Source organism: Photobacterium sp. AWH4_225 (genome assembly GCF_056158405.1).
On sequence record NZ_JBSWTF010000004.1, the window covers coordinates 157,265 to 179,677 of the forward strand.

18 protein-coding genes are annotated in these 22,413 nt (G+C 47.4%); 1 reads left to right on the plus strand and 17 read right to left on the minus strand.

Going from position 1 to position 22,413, the window contains the following annotated elements:
• The first annotated feature begins 234 nt into the window (after positions 1–234).
• Complete coding sequence (locus tag ACXAD4_RS18105; RefSeq protein WP_475243194.1) at positions 235–708, plus strand: redoxin family protein; 474 nt, start codon at positions 235–237, stop codon at positions 706–708.
• Between the two features lie 101 nt (positions 709–809).
• On the opposite strand, the gene ACXAD4_RS18110 is transcribed toward ACXAD4_RS18105, so the two are convergent.
• From ACXAD4_RS18110 to ACXAD4_RS18190, 17 genes are all read right to left on the minus strand, one after another.
• Positions 810–1,514 carry a protein kinase domain-containing protein gene (locus tag ACXAD4_RS18110; protein ID WP_475245582.1) on the minus strand — a complete coding sequence of 235 codons (705 nt, stop codon included), beginning with the start codon at positions 1,512–1,514 and terminating at the stop codon, positions 810–812.
• A 143-nt stretch (positions 1,515–1,657) separates the two neighbouring features.
• On the minus strand, positions 1,658–5,071 hold the full coding sequence (gene tssM, locus ACXAD4_RS18115) for a type VI secretion system membrane subunit TssM (RefSeq protein WP_475243196.1): 3,414 nt from the start codon (positions 5,069–5,071) through the stop codon (positions 1,658–1,660).
• Between the two features lie 12 nt (positions 5,072–5,083).
• Complete coding sequence (icmH, locus tag ACXAD4_RS18120) at positions 5,084–6,289, minus strand: type IVB secretion system protein IcmH/DotU (RefSeq protein ID WP_475243197.1); 1,206 nt, start codon at positions 6,287–6,289, stop codon at positions 5,084–5,086.
• 3 nt (positions 6,290–6,292) lie between these two features.
• A complete protein-coding gene (tssK, locus tag ACXAD4_RS18125) occupies positions 6,293–7,618 on the minus strand; it encodes a type VI secretion system baseplate subunit TssK (protein WP_475243198.1) in 1,326 nt (441 codons plus the stop codon).
• 12 nt (positions 7,619–7,630) lie between these two features.
• Entirely contained in the window at positions 7,631–8,191 is a 561-nt protein-coding gene (gene tssJ, locus ACXAD4_RS18130; protein ID WP_475243200.1) for a type VI secretion system lipoprotein TssJ, read from the minus strand.
• Between the two features lie 5 nt (positions 8,192–8,196).
• Positions 8,197–9,204 (minus strand): type VI secretion system-associated FHA domain protein, encoded by a 1,008-nt coding sequence (locus ACXAD4_RS18135; protein ID WP_475243201.1) that lies wholly within the window; start codon positions 9,202–9,204, stop codon positions 8,197–8,199.
• Positions 9,205–9,225: 21 nt separating this feature from the next.
• Positions 9,226–9,933 (minus strand): substrate-binding periplasmic protein, encoded by a 708-nt coding sequence (locus ACXAD4_RS18140; protein ID WP_475243203.1) that lies wholly within the window; start codon positions 9,931–9,933, stop codon positions 9,226–9,228.
• Positions 9,934–10,006: 73 nt separating this feature from the next.
• Positions 10,007–12,661: a type VI secretion system ATPase TssH gene (gene tssH, locus ACXAD4_RS18145; protein ID WP_475243205.1), complete on the minus strand. Its 2,655-nt coding sequence runs from the start codon at positions 12,659–12,661 to the stop codon at positions 10,007–10,009.
• The gene (locus ACXAD4_RS18150; protein ID WP_475243207.1) at positions 12,658–13,656 is read right to left on the minus strand and encodes a type VI secretion system baseplate subunit TssG; all 999 of its coding nucleotides are present in this window, start codon (positions 13,654–13,656) and stop codon (positions 12,658–12,660) included. Before ACXAD4_RS18150 ends, tssH begins: the two co-directional genes overlap by 4 nt.
• Positions 13,647–15,440, minus strand: a complete 1,794-nt coding sequence (gene tssF / locus ACXAD4_RS18155; RefSeq protein ID WP_475243208.1) for a type VI secretion system baseplate subunit TssF — start codon at positions 15,438–15,440, stop codon at positions 13,647–13,649. The genes ACXAD4_RS18150 and tssF overlap by 10 nt, the downstream gene beginning before the upstream one ends.
• The gene (gene tssE, locus ACXAD4_RS18160) at positions 15,433–15,855 is read right to left on the minus strand and encodes a type VI secretion system baseplate subunit TssE (protein WP_475243209.1); all 423 of its coding nucleotides are present in this window, start codon (positions 15,853–15,855) and stop codon (positions 15,433–15,435) included. Before tssE ends, tssF begins: the two co-directional genes overlap by 8 nt.
• Positions 15,852–17,312, minus strand: coding sequence for a type VI secretion system contractile sheath domain-containing protein (locus ACXAD4_RS18165; RefSeq protein ID WP_475243211.1), 1,461 nt, complete (start codon positions 17,310–17,312; stop codon positions 15,852–15,854). The genes tssE and ACXAD4_RS18165 overlap by 4 nt, the downstream gene beginning before the upstream one ends.
• A gap of 39 nt (positions 17,313–17,351) precedes the next feature.
• A complete protein-coding gene (gene tssC, locus ACXAD4_RS18170; protein ID WP_475243213.1) occupies positions 17,352–18,830 on the minus strand; it encodes a type VI secretion system contractile sheath large subunit in 1,479 nt (492 codons plus the stop codon).
• Positions 18,827–19,333: a type VI secretion system contractile sheath small subunit gene (gene tssB / locus ACXAD4_RS18175; RefSeq protein ID WP_475243214.1), complete on the minus strand. Its 507-nt coding sequence runs from the start codon at positions 19,331–19,333 to the stop codon at positions 18,827–18,829. Before tssB ends, tssC begins: the two co-directional genes overlap by 4 nt.
• A gap of 24 nt (positions 19,334–19,357) precedes the next feature.
• Positions 19,358–19,882, minus strand: coding sequence for a type VI secretion system tube protein Hcp (locus ACXAD4_RS18180; protein ID WP_107296764.1), 525 nt, complete (start codon positions 19,880–19,882; stop codon positions 19,358–19,360).
• Positions 19,883–19,935: 53 nt separating this feature from the next.
• Complete coding sequence (locus ACXAD4_RS18185; protein ID WP_475243216.1) at positions 19,936–21,276, minus strand: type VI secretion system protein TssA; 1,341 nt, start codon at positions 21,274–21,276, stop codon at positions 19,936–19,938.
• A gap of 73 nt (positions 21,277–21,349) precedes the next feature.
• A complete protein-coding gene (locus ACXAD4_RS18190) occupies positions 21,350–22,399 on the minus strand; it encodes a hypothetical protein (protein ID WP_475243217.1) in 1,050 nt (349 codons plus the stop codon).
• Positions 22,400–22,413: the final 14 nt, after the last annotated feature.

A 22,413-nucleotide genomic window follows, 5' to 3' on the forward strand; every position in this document is an offset into this window, starting at 1 on the left:
ATCTTTCCTCCATGAAATTAACCGCTTTATATATTGTTTTTCTACATCATCACAAATATAAAAACCTAACGCACTTTTTATTAATGCGACACCACTCCAGATAGCGAAAGCGTGAATATCATGATGAAGAGTTCTTGAACAAAATTCATTTAGGCATACACCCATTTTTTCAGATGGTTTTAACGGCGGTTGGCATCTACACTTCTAGGACATTAGCCAACAAGGACATTACGCATGATTCAACAAGGTCAATCTATACCTAATGGTACGGTTAGCCAGTTAACCGAAGACGGGATGCAAAACCACTCAACCCAAGAGTTGTTTGCCAATAAAACCGTAGTGCTTTTCGCCGTACCCGGTGCTTTTACACCAACTTGTTCAGAAGCACACTTACCCGGTTTTGTGGTCTTGGCTGATCAAATTAAAGCAAAAGGGGTCGACGTTATTGCGTGTGTCGCTGTGAATGACGCTTTTGTGATGCAGGCATGGGGCGAAGCACAAAACGCTTCTGAGCTGATGATGATCGCAGATGGTGATGCGAGCTTTACCAAGTCAATGGGTCTAGAAATGGACACTGAGGGATTTGGTGGAATACGCTCACAGCGTTATGCCATGATTGTTGAAAATGGTGTTGTCAAACAACTGAATGTCGAAGAAGGCGGCCAGTTTGAAGTCAGTTCTGCCGAGGCGATCCTTGCCGCGTTATAGGATGTAGATTAATTTGGATCGGGATGAGGCTCCCGATCCGCACTCTCCTTTACTCTTCTATATACCCCATTTTCCAATGGCTGCTTCTAGTGACTTATTGATTACAACGACCTATTCAACGCCAAAATGCGGTGCTTAAACCGAGTTGATATCACCCTGTCCTCTGCATACTTTTCTATTAAAGTGTCGAAGCCTTCCATTGTCGACTCATTAACACGTGTCTCCGGCTCAAACAGCACCATCAATGAGATTAGATAGGCGTAATAGTCTTGCTTGATAGTTGCGGTAGATGAGTGCTTATTGCAGAAATAGGATGGACTGAATTGTTTGAAGCCTCGCTCCAGCCATGGCTCTCCTATCCTTCGAGTATTTGAAAAGTCGATGAGATTGGCTGTATTGTCAGGGTGAAAGATAATATTGCTGGGTTTGATATCGCCATGAACAAAACCATTACTATGAATGGCTTCTAATTGGTCTAATACCGACTCAAGGTATTTTGATATCTGGTGATAATAGCTTAGCTGGTGAGTGTAGCTGGGTTGGTCATTGTAGCCTTGCTGAGCGATGTAGCTTGGTTCATCAATACTCTTACGCCGTTCTCGCAGCCATTGGTTGGCTGACAAGCCAGATAGGTAATTTGTCAGCAAGTAACTTTGCTGGCCGTTTCTATAGAATTTAATGCATTCACTGCTCGTGAGGTTAAGTGCGCTAAGCCGAGTCAACCACTCGGCTTCACGCTGCAGGGCATAGGCTTCAGCAGGTGTTTCCCCATATTTCACCTTTAAAGCCTTGTCTTCCTGAGTCACCTTCAAGCAGCTCTGCCTTATAATCTCAATCTGGGCGTCACTCGGCAGGCATAACTGTTCCAAAAGCCACTCAGGTTGCGGGCTAGTGCGTATATTAGCCGGAGCAGCTCTAGCTGGCATAAAATAATCTCTAATGCGCTCTATCATAACCTTTCCGGTAGTGCTAACTGGGCAAAGAAACGCGGCGAGAATGGCTGCTCTCGGCCATCAGACATCACCACCAAATTAACATAGCTACTGTCGGCCAAGTAATGCCAGGCTACATCATAGCTACCTGCCATATTGCTGCTTTGCATCTTGTCGGCAAGCCGGAACCAACTCCATACCCCACTCAATTTCTCCCTGGTATCTGCCCCTAAGTTATCGGTTGTCACGATAGAAATATCGTTACTGATATTATTGGTGATAGGCCAGGATTGTTTGCGCCAAAGCACTGGGCCGTTGCGGTATTCAAACAACTTAGTGCCCGATTCAATGGAAAAACGGGTTAGCGATGGCGACATTTTCTGGGCTTTAAGCATAAACTCAAAGCCCAGTTTGCCATCCGAAAAGATACCGCTTTGCAGCCGCTGCACCGACTGCTCTAGTAACCGGTAGTCGTTGGAGATAATCATATCCTGATGGGCAATAAAGCCTTTGATAACCGTTTCGCCAAAGCTACCTTTATCGAAGAAATTACTGTACTTAGCAGTAAAACTGTCGAACATTCCGCCTTGCTTGAAAAAGTCTTCAAAGTCATCAGTTGAAGCATCAAACATAGACTGTTTATCAAATGGGTAATGGCCTTCGAACTGACGGTGATAGACAGAATACAACTGCTGCCAGTCGATGTTGATGAAGCTTCGAGTTTCTTCCAAAGCGAGGTGGTTAATGGTTAATGCCTGACCTCGCAACATCGCGGGAAAAATTGGGTCTTTGTAGCCATTGGCTAACTGGTACTGCTGGGAAATCGGAGTACTGGTATCGACATTTTTCAACTGCTCGATAAAGTATTCCCCGCGGGTTCTTGCCTGGGTAGATTGCTGCACCCAGTCATGAGTTGCACGCAGCTGCTTGACGGCAACATCCAACTGGCTTTGACCGGAGTCACCCACTGCAACTAGCTGGTGAATGGTCGAAAACGATGCGGCTATCAAGGTAGCGACGCGTTCAATAGTATCACTGCGAAGGGCTGTCGGTGGCGCCTCGTTCTCTTGCTCTTGCTTGGCTAGTTGCTGTGAAATGCTGACTAAGTTTGTGTTCTGCTCGACCAATCGATACAGCTGCACCAACGGCGAATAAAGCGGGTCGGTTGCCAACTCGAGCTGAATGGTACTTTCTCCCCAGGTTGAAACCGACACCCAGGAGATATTGGCTGTCAGTGTTTTCCAATACTGAATGTAGTCATTGGTGTAACGCTCTCGAAGTTGGCGATTTATCCGGTTCATTTCCGCTTCGCCACTGATGCGCCCCATCACCCCTTCATAGGCTTGTGTCGCTTCACTCGCTAATTGCAACCCGGTTTCATTGGTTAACTCTTCAAAACCATCGCGAGTAAAGACATAAGGGATCAAATAACCGCTAAATTCAGGGGCAAACTGGAATACCGATGAGTATGACGGAGCCAGTTGAGTCCTGATATCGACACGGCGGGTGAAGTTTGGGTGCTGCAATATGTGCTGGTATAGCAACTCACTCATATCGTTCTTCGATAGTGAGCCTCTCACTAGTGTTAGCAGCTCTTCATTCGATTCCGGCGGTACCGCACCACTGTTCAACACATCCTTCGCAAGCAATTCAAATCGCTCAAGAAGGTTAATGTCCCCTTCGCCCTCTTCTTTGAGTGCTGCGATATAGTAATTGACCAATGAATCAACGTCATGTCGCTCTGGGTTGTACAGCAATTGGTGATAGTTAAGCAGCTCCAAGGTTTTGACTTTGTCATCCAGCGAGTTGTAGACAAACATATCTTTGAGTATGTAGTCACGCATCAATACCAACAATACACGGTTTAACTCTTGGAAATACGCGGATTCTACATAGGGCTGAATACTTGAATCGGGTAACCAATTGGACAAGCTGTACCAAGGTCGGTCGTCATGCTGATAAAGTTGGTTGATTTGGCGTAGCTCATACAAGCTGAAAATGGGTGATGACAGGTCATCTGGCATGATGACATCACTTTTCAGGTTAGATTTATAACGATCCAGCAATGCCAGTGCCTGATTATCTATAGCCTGCTGGCTATCGTAATGTAATTTCAACGTCCAGCCAAAGCCTGAAAGCAGCAAGGCGATACCGCCCAAAGCCGCAACACGAGAGAAACGATACTGCCACTCTTTGGTTTTGAACACGCCGACAAGGCCAGCTTCTTTTAAAATGTACCTGCGAAAAAGCGTCTTACTAAACAAACTGTGCGAAGGCCCATTTGCATCCCCTACACTTGATGCTGCTTCGAGCTGTTCTAAACCTAATTCTGCGGCATTCAAATATGTCAGCACATCCGTTGAGTTTGCCTCTCCACCAGCATTAAAAATGAAGTATCCCCTAAAGTTAAGCTCTACATCATCAAATTGGTGCTGGTTGAATGTCGATGCTAGGAAGTCCTCTATATCAAATTTAATAGCAGTTAACTGATAGAGCCCCGCTACCGCAGACTCTCGATATTCATCATTCAGCTGTTGTTTTAACGCCTCAGAAACTGTCACTGACAGGCGTTTAATCACATCATCGAAAGAGGTATCAAACCAGGCTTTATCATATCTTCCTTTACCTGATATATCGGTAAGCGCCCCTAACGGCTGTTCCCGATCCGCTTCATTGAGGGTAGAAAACAACTCGCAGCAATCCTTGATTCCGGCTAGATGGGTAAAAAGACAATACACAGGCACTGATAGCCCTGTCCGGCTATTCATATCGGCAAGATAACTGCGTACAGTCAGACTGGTTTCATTACTAGTGAGTTCATCACTTTGTACTAATGACTTGAGGTTCAGAGTACAAAGCACACCATTAACTGCCTGACGATCACGCTTTTTCAGCAGAAGATCATAGAGCACATCAAGTTGCTCTTTGACGGCCTCCTGTGGATGGCTGATATCAATAGAAATCAAAACGGCGTCATCAGCTCCCCAAAATGTAATCGGGCTATTTGCATCACCTGATATCTCAGCCGATGACGCAGAAGACTGAACTTGCTCAAAACCAGTTTGCCGCAGAAAAGTAATATCGCCTTGGATATTTTGGCTAAGGTGAAAATACCAAGGCAATCGATATGGGTCGGCATTAAGGCCTGAATGGCTTTTCCAGATAACCTCGAAACGGCTTTTGATTGAATGAACCATTTGGGCTTTGCGCAATACTTCATCTTCATCAACCACTGGTTTGGGGCGACGGAGATAACCATACATCCCCCAACCGATTAACCCCATTTCAAGGATTATGCCCAATACTTGAAGTACCACAGCCCATAACGGTGATAAGGTATACCAGCCTAAAAAATACAAACCAAGGCAGGTCAGCCCTCCAATACTCAAGGCCAGCAACCCTGCTATTACAATCGCTTTGCTCTTTCCCATGGCTCTACCTATTTAACGCTTATCGCTATAAATGAATGCATCGGCTATTCCTTGCTGATTGGCTGTTGCTAGCGTTTGAGCGGCATTCTCTCGATTATTGGATACGCTTATCAGGCGGTATTTCCCTCGCCATTCATCTATGACCGTATTCGGGATCGCCTTTTCATATTGCTGTTGAAATTGCTCAACCTGCGAGCGTGAATTGAACGTGGCTAACTGAACCACCCATGCAATGGATGAGTCGTTGTTTGCACTAGTTGATGAATTGGTACCTGATGGTGCTGCTTTTAGAGTTTGTATGCGGTTGATATCGGCAGGCGTGCTGACGTACACGTACTCGTTATCCTGAGTACTTTCTACTTTGTATAAATCATCGGTAAAGCTGGTTAGCTGGATAAAGGGTTTGGCAGATATGGGCTTTTGGGTGTCATACCAGTATTGCAGTGTGCCCCATGATAAAGCAGATAAAGCAACAAAACCTAGAAAAAAACGCAATACCCTAATCGGCTTTTGAGGCTGCTTTGCGAGTTTGATCTTGCTCTCTTCAACATTAATGTCAGGGAGTCGCTCGGAGAATAAATAGCTACGCTTACGAGAAAACACCGCTTCCTCTAGCCTTTGCTCTAACACTGAGAGCTGATCTTGACCTTCAGTTCGGTATCGCCCCTTAAAACCGACTTTAAGCAGTATGAATATCAGCTCCAGCATATCCACCAGCAAAACCGGTTGTAACAATGCTCGCTCAGCCACCACATAAAACTGCTCGCCACCATTTTTAATACCGAAAAGCTCACTGACCAGCATTTGATTTTCCCAGCCAGCTTCCTCACCCCATGGAGAATGGACAATTTGCTCGTCAATCATGGCAGCCAGCAAGAAACAGGTTTTATCAGCCACCGAAGGGGGATATTCCAACTTAGCGATCTTGTACTTTAATTCGGTAATTGCCAGTTTTAACCCAGCCCTGAAAGCAAAGAGGTCGACTGGACATTGCATCCTTCTTACCGTCACAGCATATGAAAGTAAGTCGGAGCAAACATTAAGCAGACGGTTATCAAAGGCTTGGCTGTTTTGTATTGCCAATAAATATCGGGCTTTATTCTTCAGCTCATTGGCATGTGACAGCGGAATACCTGATGAATAGCGCTCACTCTTAGCCTGTTTGGAATCACTGGTCGGTGTGATAGTCACGGTCACTTCATCTAACAAATCGTCCATAGACTACCCCAGCGCATAGAGCTTGATATTGAGTTCTGGGATACGGCTATCGACATGCAGCGCAATGGGATCTCTTTTGGTTTTGAGCATCTGCCAATAGTCATGCGCAACATCAATCTCAAAATACGCCACATCAGATTGCGCTTTTAACTCAGTTGGGGGAACTGGCAGCACACTCACAGTCACCCCTGATTGACCATTGCGCACTAGTTCAACAATCTGGCTTAAGCCACTCAAGGTACAGCAACTAGGGAAAGTCTGGGCAAGTTCGGCAGTTCCGTACGGAGACTGTACTGACAAGACAAAGCGTTTATTTTCAAGTTGGTTAAGGTTTGGAATCGACAGCCTGAGCAAACGACGCTTATCAAACAGCCCGGCATCCCAATCAAACTCTGTGACATTGTCACTTTGAACCATGGACAGTTTGTCGCGCAGCTCAGTAAACAGGCTAGAAAAGCAGCTCAACAAGTTGTCACGCGACAACCCAACTGGAGGCTCAGCCATCGCTGGTGAAAAGCTATCAAGCTCCGCGGAAAAGGACACTAAGCCTTCATACAGATCTTCGATACGGGTTTCTGGTTGCTCTAACTTTAAATGAAGCCAAGGCATCCAACGGTTTAGCGTCTGAAGCCATAGGAACTCTCTCATTAAGCTCAAGTCACTTTTGGTTTGCTGCCCAGCACCGATACGCTGGACAACATCCATTGCTCTCACTTGGCTCAAGATATAGATTTCTTTAACTCGCTCTTTCAATAAAGGAGAAGCACCAAAATGCAAGCAGGCTGGAATGAAGCTTTTATCCAACACGACCTCGCCATTTTCCTGCCGTTCGAGTACTCTGGCTATTGGCAATAAAGCAAGGCCGGTGACATCTTCTCCCTCAATGACCAAACGTATATTCGGCTCGGCTAAATCGGCATTGATCGCACTCTGGCCAGAGTCACTGACATCAAACAGATTGCAATGCGATACGGCATAACGCCGGTTCTCAGAGGACTCGCCATATTCGTTTTCGCCTTCAACTGACAGCGGCAGCGCCAAATAAATACGCTGATTTAAAGTACCTTCAGGTATATCGAGCAACAACTCTTTAGCGCAATCGAAAAACGTGCCATCAGGGAAAATGCCGCTACTTTTAACGACGCCAAACTTCCCCAACTTAAGGTAATTAGGTTCAATATCCAGCACGGTGACACCAAAGCACTGCCCGCCTGTCGTCATTGACATGTATTTATGAATATATTGCGTGGTATGGCGGTCTTGCTGCTGAAAATGTTGTGGGGCAATAAACATCCCCTCTTTCCATACAACTTTATTTTGACGTTTCAACAGTAATACTCCTTAAAACTTCCACCAGGCATCCTCGACTGGCTGCGACACTTCCACTTTGTTGCTGGTGAGTCGAATAATCAGCGGGGTTTCCTCCGGGCTCTCAACCAAAGCGGTATAGGCCTTAGGGCTTGCCGATTCGTAATTTGAGAACTCCGCGAGTACCCCAATAAATTTGGCTTGCTGCTGTAGGTCAAGTTGAAAGGTTCTCTGCTCGCCGGGCAGCACAGGCGGCATAATAGTCGTATCAACGAGTGAGTCAGACAGAGCGGATTTATCCGACTCGTACAAGGCAATAAAATCTGACTTCTGGAAATTGCCCACATCAGCTAACTGGTAAATACGGACAATCACCGGCCGAGATTGGCCGTCATCGAACACATTCAGTTCATCTGTCGCAGCAAGCTCTACCGACATAGACATAGCTGGCACAAAGGCAGCATTGTTATCACTCGAACTACAGCCACTGACTAACCCAATCAGCGCTAAACCACCGAGAAAATAGCCGCCTGGTAAGGCACCACGGAGAAAGTTTCTCGCTTGATGTGGTTTTTGTGCGAACAAGAAGCTCATGCTAATCACCTCTTCTCACTCAACTCTTCAAACAAGATCGAAGAGAACAAGCGGTAATACTCACGGCGAGCGTGTTTACGGTTGAACTGCTTCTTGTATAGCGCCCAGTACTTTTTCTCTTTGTTCCCCCAGCCGGTGACATAGTCACCAAACTCGTCTTCCAGGTGTGCCGGGTGAAAGCTTTCAAGGAATCGCTCGAGCGTCGCCTCGATAGTGGCAACCAATTTCTCCCTGTCGATAGAGGCTGACAAACTGCGCTCCTGCTGGGCAATAATGGCGTTCAAACGGTCGATACTGGTTTGCAACTCCTCGGCCTGATGATGTTCAGCAATAGTCATCGCCTTACTGCCAGACAGAATCTGATCCGCTTCCTCATCGAGCATGACCACATCTTCGACCTGCTCGGGCTTACTCTGCTCCTGCCATGTATCGTCATCATCAAACGGGTCGTAGCCAAATACATCATCCAAGATATTCTCTGAGGAAAATTGACTCGAAGGTGCTTGCTGCTTTCCAGGGGCCAATGGCCTCGAAGCCAATGCTTGAGCATCCGTATCTTGAGCTGGCCGATTTAAAACGAATTCCTGAAAGTCATCGCTACCAAGGCTATTAGGGCTAAAAGCACCCTGGCCGAAAGTGTGTGAATTAGATGTGTGCTGAGACTGAGACTGTGCGTTACCCGCCTCGAATAAGGCATCAATATCACTTACTAGCAAGGTATAGTCGCCCAGCTTTAATTTATCGCCATCGGCAATTCTCTGGTTTCCTCCCTTTCCTAGCAGCATGCCGTTAATAAACAGCCCATTGGTACTGCGGTCTATAATTTCGACCCCCCCTGCGGCGTGGGGTCGTAACTCCGCATGGACACGTGAGAGTGTGCGATTGAAATCCGGTAGTTGAACCGTACATTCATAGGAGCGACCGATAGTGCCGCCCGAAGCAGGCAGTGCCACCTGCCGGCTTGTTACCTGTTCATTTTCTGGTGTTTCAATCAATTGAAAACTAATCGTCATGGCATTCTTCCCTGTTGTTTTTCACCGGCACTGCGCCATGGCAAGATTAAAGCGGTTCAAAAACGATGGCTGCTGGGCTAAAAACCCTTTTGAAAAATGCACCATCAAATCTTGCTTGCTGGTTCTTATCTTTTTGAAGTAGTTCTTTGGAATACCTGCTTTATCCATGGCCTCCTCAAACACCAATTCATATTCATAAGCGACATCGAGTTCCCCCTGCCAAAGCATTTGCAACAGCGAATCAGCGTCACGTGGTTTTTTAATCACGTTATAGCCATCTCGCTTTAGCGATAGCCACTTATTGGTATTGTATTTAACCCCGTATCTCAGGCTGTATTTGGCCGTTTCATCATTGATGTCTTCCCTCACCGAGGGGCTCACAAACCAAGCCAAATTCTCTGAAACAATAGGGTTTGAAGGCTGTGCGTACGAGGCGCGTTTGGCGTTGGCTGAACCAGAAAAGAACCCATGTACCTTGCCAGTTTCCACCAGCAATTGAGCTTTATCCCAACGCATCATCCTGATCTCGTAAGGCTGGCCCATATTGCGAAAGGTACACTTGATCCTGTCGACAGCAACGCCACCGATATCACCTTCACTATTCACCGTTTGGTATGGCGACCAGTTTTGTGTCGCCAGCACCACCCGATCTACCGCCAATGCGGTAGAACAGGTCAGGCATACCCCGGCGATCATGGCTCCTTTCAGCAGCCGGATTCCTTTCGACATTTGGAATTGCTTTCCTTTCACAACCTGGCTCAGCACAACGTCCTCACTTTCTGTTGTCAGCTTTTTTCGAGGCCTAATTTATTCTTAGCACCAACTGCCCAGAATTACTCTCTGCACTAACGACAATCTGGTCAATTGGTAAGCAATCGCTCAATCGCTGAATACATTCCACCGCTAAACGTGGCATCAAAGAACGATTAATAATTTGCTCAATCGCCCGTCCACCTGTCGTCGGATCGGTATTTCTCGACACAACAAAATCGATGAATGCTTGATCCCAACTGAAGCTGGCCTGATATTTTTCATTGACCTTCCTGGCTATACGATTGAGGCTAATTTCAGTGATCTTGCCGAGTTCTTCTTGATTTAGTGGGTAATAAGGCACGATTGTGGTTCGGCCCAAAAAGGCAGGTTTAAAGTATTGCTGCAATGCCGGCCGGATTTGCTCGACAAGGTCTTCAGTCTGAGGGCGCTCTTCGTTCTGCTCGCAGATGTCACAGATTGCCTGATCGGCAGCGTTGGAAGTCATGATGATAATAGTGTGTTTGAAATCTATCATCCGGCCTTCACTGTCTTTGATATAGCCTTTATCAAAAACCTGATAGAACAAGTCATGGACACCTGGGTGGGCTTTTTCCATTTCATCAAGCAACAGCACCGTGTAAGGGTTACGCCTAATCGCTTCTGTAAGCACACCGCCTTCACCGTAGCCGACATATCCTGCCGGAGAGCCCAGCAGCATTGAGACCTTGTGCTCTTCTTTGAATTCGGTCATGTTGATAGCCGTGAGGTTGTTATCACCGCCGAAGACTTTATCAGCTAGCGCCATTGCGGTTTCGGTTTTACCCACACCACTAGGACCACACATCAAGAACACACCGACAGGCTTACGGTTATCTGTCAGCCCAGCCCGTGAAATACGGATACTTTTCGCTAATTCGCCGATGGCAACTTGTTGGCCAATCACTCTTTGGTGAAGTGAGTCTTCTAATGACAGCAGCTCCGCCACTTCCTCTTTCACCATGTTGCCAGCTGGAATCCCCGTCCACGCAGAAATCACTTCGGCAATCACTTGTTTATCGACCATGGCAAAGACCATAGGGTCATCACCTTGGACATTATCTAGTTCGGCTAGCTTTTCCTTTAAGGTGTTCTGGCTCTCTTGTATCGAACTATCGCCGATATCACCACTGGTATGGCTGGTCTCAAGCACTTCCGTCAGTTCGCTGATTTCACTGACCAAGGCTTTCTCGTGCTCCCACCTTGCAGCCAAAACCTTTAACTCTTCCTGCTTGGCCGCCAAAGTATCACGGAGTGGTTCTCGGTCTTCTGCCAAGGCAACCAGAACCGTGTCCTCAACATCACACGCTTCAAGCTCATTGTTCAAATAGCGAAGCTGTTGCTCCAAATACTCAATTCGCTCCGGTTTTGCCCCTTGAGTCAAAGCAATACGAGCACAGGCAGTATCAAGTAGGCTAATCGCTTTATCGGGTAATTGTCGGGCAGGTAAATACCGCACTGAAAGAGAAACAGCCGCTTCTAGGGCATCTTCGCGAATAAAGACGCCGTGGTGCTTGCGCAGGGAGGCAGCTACACCACGCAGCATTTGCAGCGCATCATTTTCACTGGGCTCTTCGACTTTCACCACTTGGAAACGTCTTGTCAGGGCAGGATCTTTTTCAAAATACTTTTTATACTCAGCCCAAGTTGTCGCCGCTATTGAGCGGAACTCCCCTCGCGCCAAGGCCGGTTTTAGCAAGTTGGCGGCATCATTTTGCCCTGCGGCTCCACCCGCACCAATTAAGGTATGGGCTTCGTCAATGAAGACAATAATGGGTATTTCAGAACTTTTGACTTCATTGATCACGTCTTTTAAGCGATTTTCGAACTCCCCTTTGATACTGGCACCAGCTTGTAACAGCCCCAAGTCCAACGAGCAGATTTCTACCCCTTGCAGCACTGGGGGCACATCACCATTCACAATGCGTAATGCCAGCCCCTCGACAACAGCCGTTTTACCTACACCGGGTTCGCCAACCAAGATCGGGTTATTCTGACGCTTACGGCAAAGAATATCGATGGCATAGCGCACTTCGCTGTTACGGCCTGATATCGGGTCTATCTTCCCGTCCCTTGCCTGCTGAGTCAGGTTAACCGTGTATTTATCCAATGCGCCACCAGCAGTTTGCGGTCCGCCTTGGCTTTGTCCTGAAGGATGAGAAGATTGTGCCCCAGACGCTGCTCCTGCTGCATGACCAACCTCCGCATCGTTCAACTGGGAAATCTGTGCCGACAAAGCTTCCAGCGAAATATCTTTCAAGCTTTCCAAGGCCAGCCTTTTAACCCCAAAGTTATCTGTTTGCTGCAACACGAGCAGCAGGTGAAGGCTGGTGATCTGACCATGACCAAAGTTTACCGAAGCCTGCAACCACGCTTCTTCCATCAACTCACTCAAGGCACGGCTGATTGTGGGTTGTCCGTTGGTACCTTTAACCAAGCGCTCAATGCGTATTGAAAGCTCATTATTCAATGTATTGGGATCAACTTTCTGACTCTGTAAATAGCCCAGCAGAGATTCATCTTTGGTTGCCAAGAGCTGCACCAGCCAATGCTCAACTTCGATTGCGGGGACTGTTTGTGCCATCGCTGCGGCGGCGGACTCTTCCAATGTTGCCTTTAACTGAGGAGTGAGTTTCCCTACCAAGTTACCCAGTTTTACCTGTGTCATACATTATTCTCCGGCAGTAATAAGATTTTGCGAAAGTGACTGCTGTTCCTTTCAGGAGCAAGGCAATTGGCTTCTCCGAGTCGAACACTCTGTTTACCAATTGAAAGAACGGGTGAATCAATAAAATCCCGCTTCACATACAAATAGATCTTTGGTTCGGTATTGTCTTTGAGATAGGCGCGAACCAGTTGCTTCATAGCCAAAGCCAACTGATTGTTTTTCAGCAAACCCAAGTACTCGTCTTTTGTTTTGGGGGTGATAGTGATTTCTATCGATTTATATGCCTGCTCCCCCTTGGAGCCCAAGACAAAACCTTGACCAAGCTTGTGGTTGCGCCCTTGTAGGCCGCCAATTTTGGTTTGATGCGATGACCGAATACGGTAAAGCGCCGAGGGCAATACACGAGGCGCAACATCTAGAGAAAAGTAACTGCAAAGCAGTTGTTTCAAACCTGAAAGGCTGCGGCTTTTGTTGCCAAGCAACAACCCATACCTCAAGGTGCTTTGCTCGTGTGCTTTTCCTTTCATCGTTGGCAAAGCAAACATGTTGGCTAACGCTGCTTGCTGGCTTAACCTGCTAGTGTGCTGTGATAGTAAGCCTTCCTTTTCGTCTCGCAGCAATAAATTACCCGAGCATTCCAAGCTAGCCTTCAGCTCAAAATATCGCTGATTAAACACATCAAGAAAGGCTTGCAGCGCCCTGTCATCCTGATGGAGGCTATGTAACATTTCCGCGTAAAGATAATCTGGAATAACGCCTTTGCAGCCAGATAATGCCTCAAGACCAAGGCTGAGAGTTATCTGTTGCTGGCTTTGGTCAATCTGGGTGACATCAGAAGGTGCACCTTTTGGCATGGGATCTGCCGAGAGCTTGACATCTATACCCTCATTGCCACAGCTCACTCCTTTAGCATGACTAATAGTATTGAGGATGCGAACAGCCTGAATAAAGTCGAACTTTTGCGGCAGGGATAATAAACGGGAGGCTATAGACATAACTGGCTCCCGTGACACTTTTCAAAGCTCAGACCCGGTTCATCACTGCCGAACCGCTCAATAGAAACCTGAATAAAGCGATCAAAACTACAGAATTGCTTAAAGAAGGCATTGAGCACTTCACCGACTACGGCAAACTCAGAGTCAAGTAGCTCATTGTCTAGCGTCAGAATGACCTCTGTGCCTGAAGAGAAGATACTCTGCCTACCAATAGTGACTGGCGCGACCAAGTGATGATAAGTCACCTTTTTGATAGCATCCGCCACGCTGCAGTGAATACTGTTGCTACAAAGTCGGATCGAATCCTGAAGTACTCGGGTCGGGTCATCAACTTGAACCAGGCTGGAGAAATTAGCATTCAGCAAGGCAATAAACCGCCAACTCAAATTTCCGTCCAATGACGGATACTGTGGTGCAGTTGGTGTTTTTAGCACCCGAACCTGGCCGGGCAAATCGACTGCCGCTAAAGACTCCGCCTCTGTCTGGCTGGGTATTAAGCATGGCAGGCGCCCATTGCAGACGTTAAGCAATAAGGAAAGGACAACATCCTCTTTGTTTTCCCGCATATCCACATCACTGATGGATATTTCAGTCTGGCGCCGCCCCTTTTCATCCCATTGTTGTCGGGTCTGCCATTTTGGACTCTGCTGATCCAGCCAATATCCTCCTTCATAGACCGGCATCAATGGGCTATCTCCTGTTGGCAAAACCTCATTAACCTTCACCACAGAGACAACGGTTAACTCACTGTCGTTATCAACATCGGCCACCACTGGCATGGCTAATTTAGTAAAGTCATAGCGTATCGGCTCGCCATGCTGTTGATAGAGGTTGATGGCTGGCACGGTATTCAATGCAAACACCTGGCGAGTAAACAGCCGCAAGAACTCTGTTGGCAACTGCTGAACAAAGAAATTGAGCGTCAATGTGTTGGTTGAAAACTGCATCAACTCTTGGCCGAGCTCATCAATTCTCAGGTAGGCCGCTTTATCAGGAAAGGCAAAGTAATCTCGAAGCTGATCAAAACCGGCTAAATGATTGCCATATTGCGGCAGCCAATTGAAATCTGGGTCAGCGACCCGTGAACGCAGCCTGCTAACTTCTATCTCTACCTGACGACCAGTTTCATCTTGCACAGAGAGCGCTTCGGTATTGAGCAACAACAAATCAATCAAGCCACGAGAGCTGTTTTCAAAACCTCGGACATAGAAATCAAAGTGCCCCCGTGTATTATCAGGTGTCAGGGCCATCTGAGAAAACAGGACTGACGGGTCATCACTCTTCAACGTCAACTGAATTACCGTGTCAGCCCGACGAATCGTTTTTGGCGTAGGGAAATTAAACGGAGCTGAGCTGGCTTCTATTTCCGAGATCTCATAAGGCGCAACCACTAATTCATCGACCAAGGTAAAAAGGCATTCACTCTGGTTTACTTGAACTGACAGCTCTGATCCCTTAGCTAATGACAGTGCCTCAGCCCCTGCTTCACCGGCTAATTCAAGCTTAAATGGCGCGTAGCTCGGCACGGTTTGTAGATAGCCGGGATACAGGACATTGAACAGGTCTTGCAAGATTTCGGGAAATTGCTCGTCAATGCGCTTTTCTGTTTTGGCTGTCAGCAATGCAACAGCATCGATCAAGCGGCTAATATTCGGGTCTTCTTGGCCGCTTTGGTTTAACCGCATTGAGCTGGCATGCTCTGGAAACTGCTGACCAAAGCCCTCTAGTGACTGGCGGATATAGGCCAGCTCCCTTTCGTAGTAACTCAGTAATTGATCAGACAACTTCTTGCCCCTCCATCTTTGCCGACTGACTTGAGAGGCTAATACTCGAATCGAAAAGGAAAACGTGCTCGCCATTGTTCACATCGACTTTCGCCATCAGCGAAAACTTCATGATGTTTTTACTCGGATCGCTTTCCTTTACGAAGACGCTGACTTCTGACAGGCGGGGTTCAAATGCGCGCACCCATTTTTCAAGGGAGCGTGAAAATTGCTCTTTGTTCACTTGGCTGCTGACACTATAGGCAGCATCAAGGCCAAAGCTAAAATTGGACAGTTGTACTTCTTTATATTGTTTTGGCAGCACCCGCATCGGCGCTTCCGAGTTGAGCAATACGGTCAATTGATAGCGAATCGACTCAAGAAGATCGTCTTCATTGCCATTTTGCTTTGCGATGAATGTACCCCAGAAGCTCATGCCACACCTCCGGCAACCGTAGGTTGAGGTGCTCGAGCGCCAGAGCGAGCTTCACCGCCAAGGTCAGTAGAGATCAACACTTCTCCGCAAGCGTTATCGAACTGGTACTGTGGCTGAACCAGCACATCACAGGTGTAGCGACCATGCTGCCCTTCAACCTCTTTCACCGTTACCCGGCCTTTGCTCAACGGGTATTTAGCCAAGGTAATTACATCGGCTTCGGTTAAATTACTGGCATACTTATCAAGCCAACTATTGAGGAAGTTCTCGCACTCTTTAGCCGTTTGGAAGTTGCCCATCATCCCGCGAATTTGTACTTTAAGATAATGAGCGATCCGGCAGATCATCAGTGTTGTTTGAATTTGCCCCATGACCGCCTCAGCATCATCCTCGCCATGGTCCCAAATTGAGCCATTTCCCCTGAAGTAGAACTTGTCTGTCGTCAGGCTATGGCACAACGGAATAAAACCGTTTTCGGCATAAAAACTGCCCATCTCGGTAATGAACCTCACGTTGGGTTTAGGATTTTGTACCGATATGGTGCCGACACTGCTAGGTGGAAGATTGACCAAGGCACCATGGTATTTATCTTGCCAACGGGATTTCATAAAACCAAACCAGTTGATTCGGTTGAATTCTCGCATCGCAATAGAGGCGAATAAAAACGCCGCGTTGCCCCAAAGCCCTTCAGGTGAATCTTTGTCGCCTGGACATGAAACTTCTGAAAAAACCACCTTATTGGAGACACCTTGTTCGTATGCATCGCGAAGTCGAATACTTGGGAGTGTCAGGCCAATAAACCGCGATGTGGAAAGGCTTCTCAGCCGCTGCCACGAAATAAACTCAGGGCCATCAATGATCTTTTGAATTCGGGCAGTATCTGACAACCAATCGGCACCCGATTCACCGAAAAAGTCACGAGATGGTGACATGATGAATGGACAAAGGCAGTGATCACCCATCCTAGCCAGCAACTCTAGGGTGTAGATATCATCATAGTCACTGTCAAAATCCATCGAAATCGTATGGTCAACCACCATAAGACCGTATGGCTGACCGCCTGAAGTATTGAGCTCTTGATTACCAATCAGGTTATATAAACGGGTACGCTTAAGTGAGACTGCGGTATTGAGCTCATAAGACAGCTCATCCCAAGAAAGATCTAAAATTTTGACTTTGATTTTTTGGTAATTAACAGGGAGTGAGACGAGTGTTTCCACTCCCCGCCATGACGCTTCTAGTTGAGTAAAAGCTGGATGATGAATAAGCGCAGACACTTGCTCAGACACAAGACTGTCTATTTCCGCGATAAGTCGATTTACCGCAGACCTAAAAGCCTGCTGACTGCTTAACATGCCTTTATCAGCTTGCGCCAACAGGGTTAAGGCATCATGTAAAAATGCCTTATCACTGCTGTCTAGCTGGTTTAGCCGTTGTTGAAGGTCTGCGCTTATCATCCTGATACCAACCTGTAGTTCCTTGTTACTACCGGGCGATTAACCCGGTATTTTTGCTACCATGCGAACCGATGTCGTCAGCTCTTCCATTTGGAGCCAAGGGCGCAAATGGGCAACGGCTGAGTACGAGCCCGGACGCCCCGGTTGCTCTACCACTTGGATCTGTGATTCACACAACGGGGTTTTCGAACGCTCGGCATTCCCGACAGCCCCTGAATTGGTATATTGGTCAATCCAGGTTTGCAGCTGTTTTTGAATGTCACTGGCTTCAAGGTTTGAACCCAGCATGTCTCGTCCCATCACTTTCAGGTAGTGAGCAATTCGGCTACTGGCCATGATGTAAGAAAGGCGCGCTGAGATAGCGGCATTGCTGGTCGCGTCAGGATCAGCGAAGGTTTTCGGCTTCTGCGTGGTCTGGCTACCGATAAAGACACCGTAATTGGCATTTTTGTAGTGGACCAGAGGCAGCATACCGAGGTCGCTGAGCTCTTTCTCACGCTCATCCGTCAGGTTGACTTCAATTGGGCATTGTTGCTGCAGATCACCAGCGACGGATTTGAATGTGAGGTTCGGCAGGTTCTCTACCTTACCGCCGTTGTCCAAGCCGCGGATAGCAGTACACCAACCAAATGCGGTATGGGCCTGGGTCATTTTAAGACCTAGCTCATAGGCGGCATTCGACCAAACCAACTGTGAATTGTCGCTAGGTTTAGGGTTTCCGTCGGTGTCTGTTGCTAGCTCTTCATAAGAAAAAGCGTTGGTTGACAGCCCTTTATTACCGTAAGGCAAACGCGCCAAGGTTTGTGGCAAGGTCAGCACCACATAGCGTGCATCATCACTTTCACGGAACGCATTCCATGATGCGTAGGCCGGTGAGTCAAAGCCCGGTGCAACAGGCTTGCCTTCGTTAAATGTTTCGAAGCTATCAAGTTCGAACATTTGCGGATTGGCCGCCGCTACGAATGGTGCATGGCTGGCTGCTGCTGTTTCGCCCATATATCGAAGCAAGGCAATATCTTCGTCTTTGTGGCTAAAGCTGTAATCACCAATTAGTGCCCCGTAAGGTTCACCACCGGCTGTACCAAACTCTTTCTGGTACAAGGCATCGAACAACGGGCTACGATCAACCGCTGGTGCATCTTCGAACTGCTCAAGCAGCTCATCTTTGGAGAAATCGACCAGTTTGATTTTCAATGATTGGCCAGTTTCACTTTCACGGACGAGTTTGTTCAGGCCACGCCATGAACCTTCCAGACGCTGAAAGTCTTCTTGCTGCATGATGGCAGACAGCTGACCTGACATCTGCTTGTCAATTTCGGCAATGGCATTTTCGATTGTCTTGGTCAGGTTCTTATCCCAAGTGACCGTTCCATCCAGTGCTTGCTCTGCCAGTACAGAAAAGAGCTCCTTGGTAGTATCAGCCGGCGTTTGGGTCGTCGCGGTAATCGCCCTATCCAATAAGCTCAGCGAGCTCTCTTCCGTGGCCGTTGCCGCTTGTGCTTCTAACTCTGCACTCATGACTCATCCCCTTTTTTCTCAATACCCAACTCGCTGGACAGTGCGTTGATTTGATCCGCACTCTGCAGCACTTCCTTCAACAGTTTTTCCAAATCACGAGAGCGATCTGCCTTTGACAGCAAGGTTTTAAGCTGCTGCCGGGTTTCCGCCAACTTGCGCAGCGGTTCAACTTGCTCGATAAGAGAATCCGGTTCGAAGTCTTTCATCGAGTTGAAAGTAAGCGCTGCCTCGAACTGGCTATCGTCTTTGGCAAGCGTATTGTCGACTTTCAGCTTTAGCTCAGGGCCGACACGCTTTAACACGGTATCGAAATTGTCTTTGTCGATCTGATAGAAAGAGCGGTCTTCAAGCTCTTCACGATCTTCCTTGTGGGCAGAGAAGTCCCCAATCACACCCACCACAAATGGCAACTCCTTGGTTTCAACAGCGCCATTGGTTTCGACATCATAGGTAATACTTACCCGGTTTTTACTTACACGCTTGTGTTGTGAATTTAAGGCCACGTTGTATCTCCTTCCTATCTAGAGTTAGCTCGCTTTCGACTCTAACTTACCGGTGGTGCAATCGAATTTGACGGTATCGCCTTTCTCGATCTTGCCGCCGTCACCTTCCTGGTAGTACACCTTGGTGAGCGTGGTATAGGTCAAACTGAACGTTTCAGCAGGTAAATTGCCGTCAGAGCCACTGATGTTGTAATCCGCAATACGTGCCTTCTCCAAGGTGATCACTAAGTACGGATCAGCACCAGCGCCATCACGTGAAGGCTTGGTTAACAGAATCTCTACGGTTTTCCCTTCTGGGCCTGGTGCAAAAAGGAATGTCGTTAGGTGGGGAGATGCACCATCGGAGATACGCGAAATATGGATAGCATCCAGAGAAACCATCCCTTTATCGGCGTTGTTTGCGTTACCGACATCAACATTTACGCCACGGTTTGCGCCCCAGGTCATGGTATCTAGGGCGAAGAAACCTTTTTTACCACCAATATCCCCAACAGTCGCGGCACCTTTAATAGAGTTCAGTCCGTCGATTCGCATAAAAATAGAAGCCATTATTTATCCCTCTTTATTTACAATGGATATGCATTTCAAAATGAAAGATGTGTTTACCATTCAATCTGTGACAAACCGCCGTCATTTGAACTTGGGTTTGCTGAGACCGAACCTTGCGTTGGTTCATCAAGGGGCATCGATACTGCGGATGACGCTTGAGTTTCATTCACCTGAGCACCAATTGGGGCACTTACAGATGAAGGTGCAGAATTGAGTGACGCCTGGTGCTCGGCACTTTCCAGCCCTGCCAGCTGTTGGATCCTTAAATTCACTGATTCTTGATCACCAACCAGTTCTTGAAGAAGTTCTGGTAGCGACATTCCCCCCCAACGTATTGCCCGCTTTAACAACAAATATATGGGGCTATGGGGCTCTGTTTGCTGAAAGTAATCGGCTATCTTCTGTAACTCTGCCAGCGCTTGTTCCCGTGAAGCCATACCCTGTGCGGTATTCACATTAAGGATTGTCTGGTTTATAGCTGGCGTATGTCCACCCTCCTCTTGATTACTGTTCGAGTTATTAATGTGCTCTGAAACATTAGATTGCGTTGTGACTGGGGCAGGTTGATCCTGTGTTGGAGGTTGAACATCCAGTGGCCAAACCGAAAATTGATCACCAACCAGATACTTCATCGCACTGATCAATCGCTCAATGGACTCTTTAACAAAACGAAAGCTAACTCCTGTTGCTCCCGATTCATGACATTTCTCGCCAATAGCCTTTTCCAGACCAGCTAGTGCCTCTAACACCTCTGCCAACGTAGTGATTTTTACCTCTACCTCGGCTTTTTCAGCACTGAATTGGGCCGCGGCTTGTTGTTTCACTTCAGCCAAACTGCCCGCTTTTTCTGCCGCATAAAACTTGCCGTAATCGATATCGCCCACCAAAGGCAACATTTGCAAAGGCATGTAAAGGAGGCCACTTTCAGCAGTGTCTCCCACCAACTGCAGCAAAGGCTTAACCCGATGCTCGACAACTTCTTTCGCTTGTTCCGATTCGGTAGCACCCTTACGTTTCTTTTCCGGCAATATGGGTTGTAGTGAATCCCAATATTGATTGATGATCTGCTCAAACGTTGCCAGCGCGCTTACAAGGTTAACCAACGGATCGGCGGTAAAAACCTGTGAGACGGTATACCAAGACAGGATCTCTACATCCTTGGAGTGTTGCTGCAGGCAGCTATGGCATTCCGAGGCCAAGTTTGTCCAGTTATCACTGTTAGCGTGGACCGTCTCAATATCCTCAGTCGCTTCAGGGGTCTCTACCAACTGACGAAATGATGACTGAGCGACATTAAAAGCGTTACGGTAGCCGCGGTATAACGCACGGTTATCCTTGAGGTATTCACCTCCCGGCTGGTCATCTGAAATCGGCTGGAGCAAATCTTCAAACATAGTGCATACTTCCTTGATGCTAAGACCTTGGGTAAAAAGTGGTGGTCAAAAGTCCTTGGTTCAAATCCCCAGATTAGTGCTCTGCAAACCAGTTTGCTGCGGTGCCTGTGATGCCCGGTTTACGCTGGAAGGCTGTAAAATTGCCCCAGATAAAACTGGATAGGTAAGAGATAGCCCACGCTTGCGCCGGTCCTGAATCTTGGTTCGCTGCAACCTTTGAGTTATATGGCCCGCAGCGGATCACCAATGGGTTATCACCGTTGGCATAGACGTTGTATTCCACTTTTTTGTCGGTCACTCGCTTATCAAGCAAACGAAGCTTGCTGGTCAGCATTTTTGACAAGATATTGGTCGCTAACAGTACTTGCTGATCGCCCTGGGCCATGCTGCGGCACATCACAATCGCTGTACGTAGCTTGTTGCCAACATTGCCTTTCTTTGCCCCTGGCACAGTGATGACACAGTCTGGGTTATCCCATACAAACACCGACTTTCCATCCAACTTCCCAAGCCTTGAAAGGTTATAAAAGGCGTGGCCATATTTCTTACCCCGAGCCATCTGCGACACATTCAATTGCAACTCAACAATATGTGGAATAGTGCGCTTCTCTTTAGGACGGTTAGTCACGTTGCTGGTGAAATCAATGTTGACCTGCAAGAAGAACTTCACGTCCTTGTATTCGTCTTCAACCCCTTTAGTCCATAAATCTTTGACCGCTGGCGATTGCTTATCTTTAATGGCCTGAAAGTTGGGCGTTTTGTAAATGTAATTTCGAAACGCCATCATCTGGGCAATGGTGCTAAAGACAATGGTTGCCCTTGCGATATCCTTCACTTCCAGCGGCGTTTTCACCTCAGACGTTCTGTCTGTACTCGGGTCATCCCATTTGGTAATGCCGCATTTTTCGGCAATGCGTTCACGAGTTTTGAGAGGCCCGCGCATGTACTTAATCGGCTTGCCACCCTCGCATTTCACATTTTTTGTCAATTCCAACATGAACTTATGTAGCTCTTTGTTAGCTATTTTGGCCTGTTCGACCAGCTCCTCAATTTGCTCCCTTTTGTGGTAGGTATCCCAAAAGGTTGTTTGTGAAATTATGTCACCACGCGTGTAAGTCGGCATCGCTCGCTCCTAAA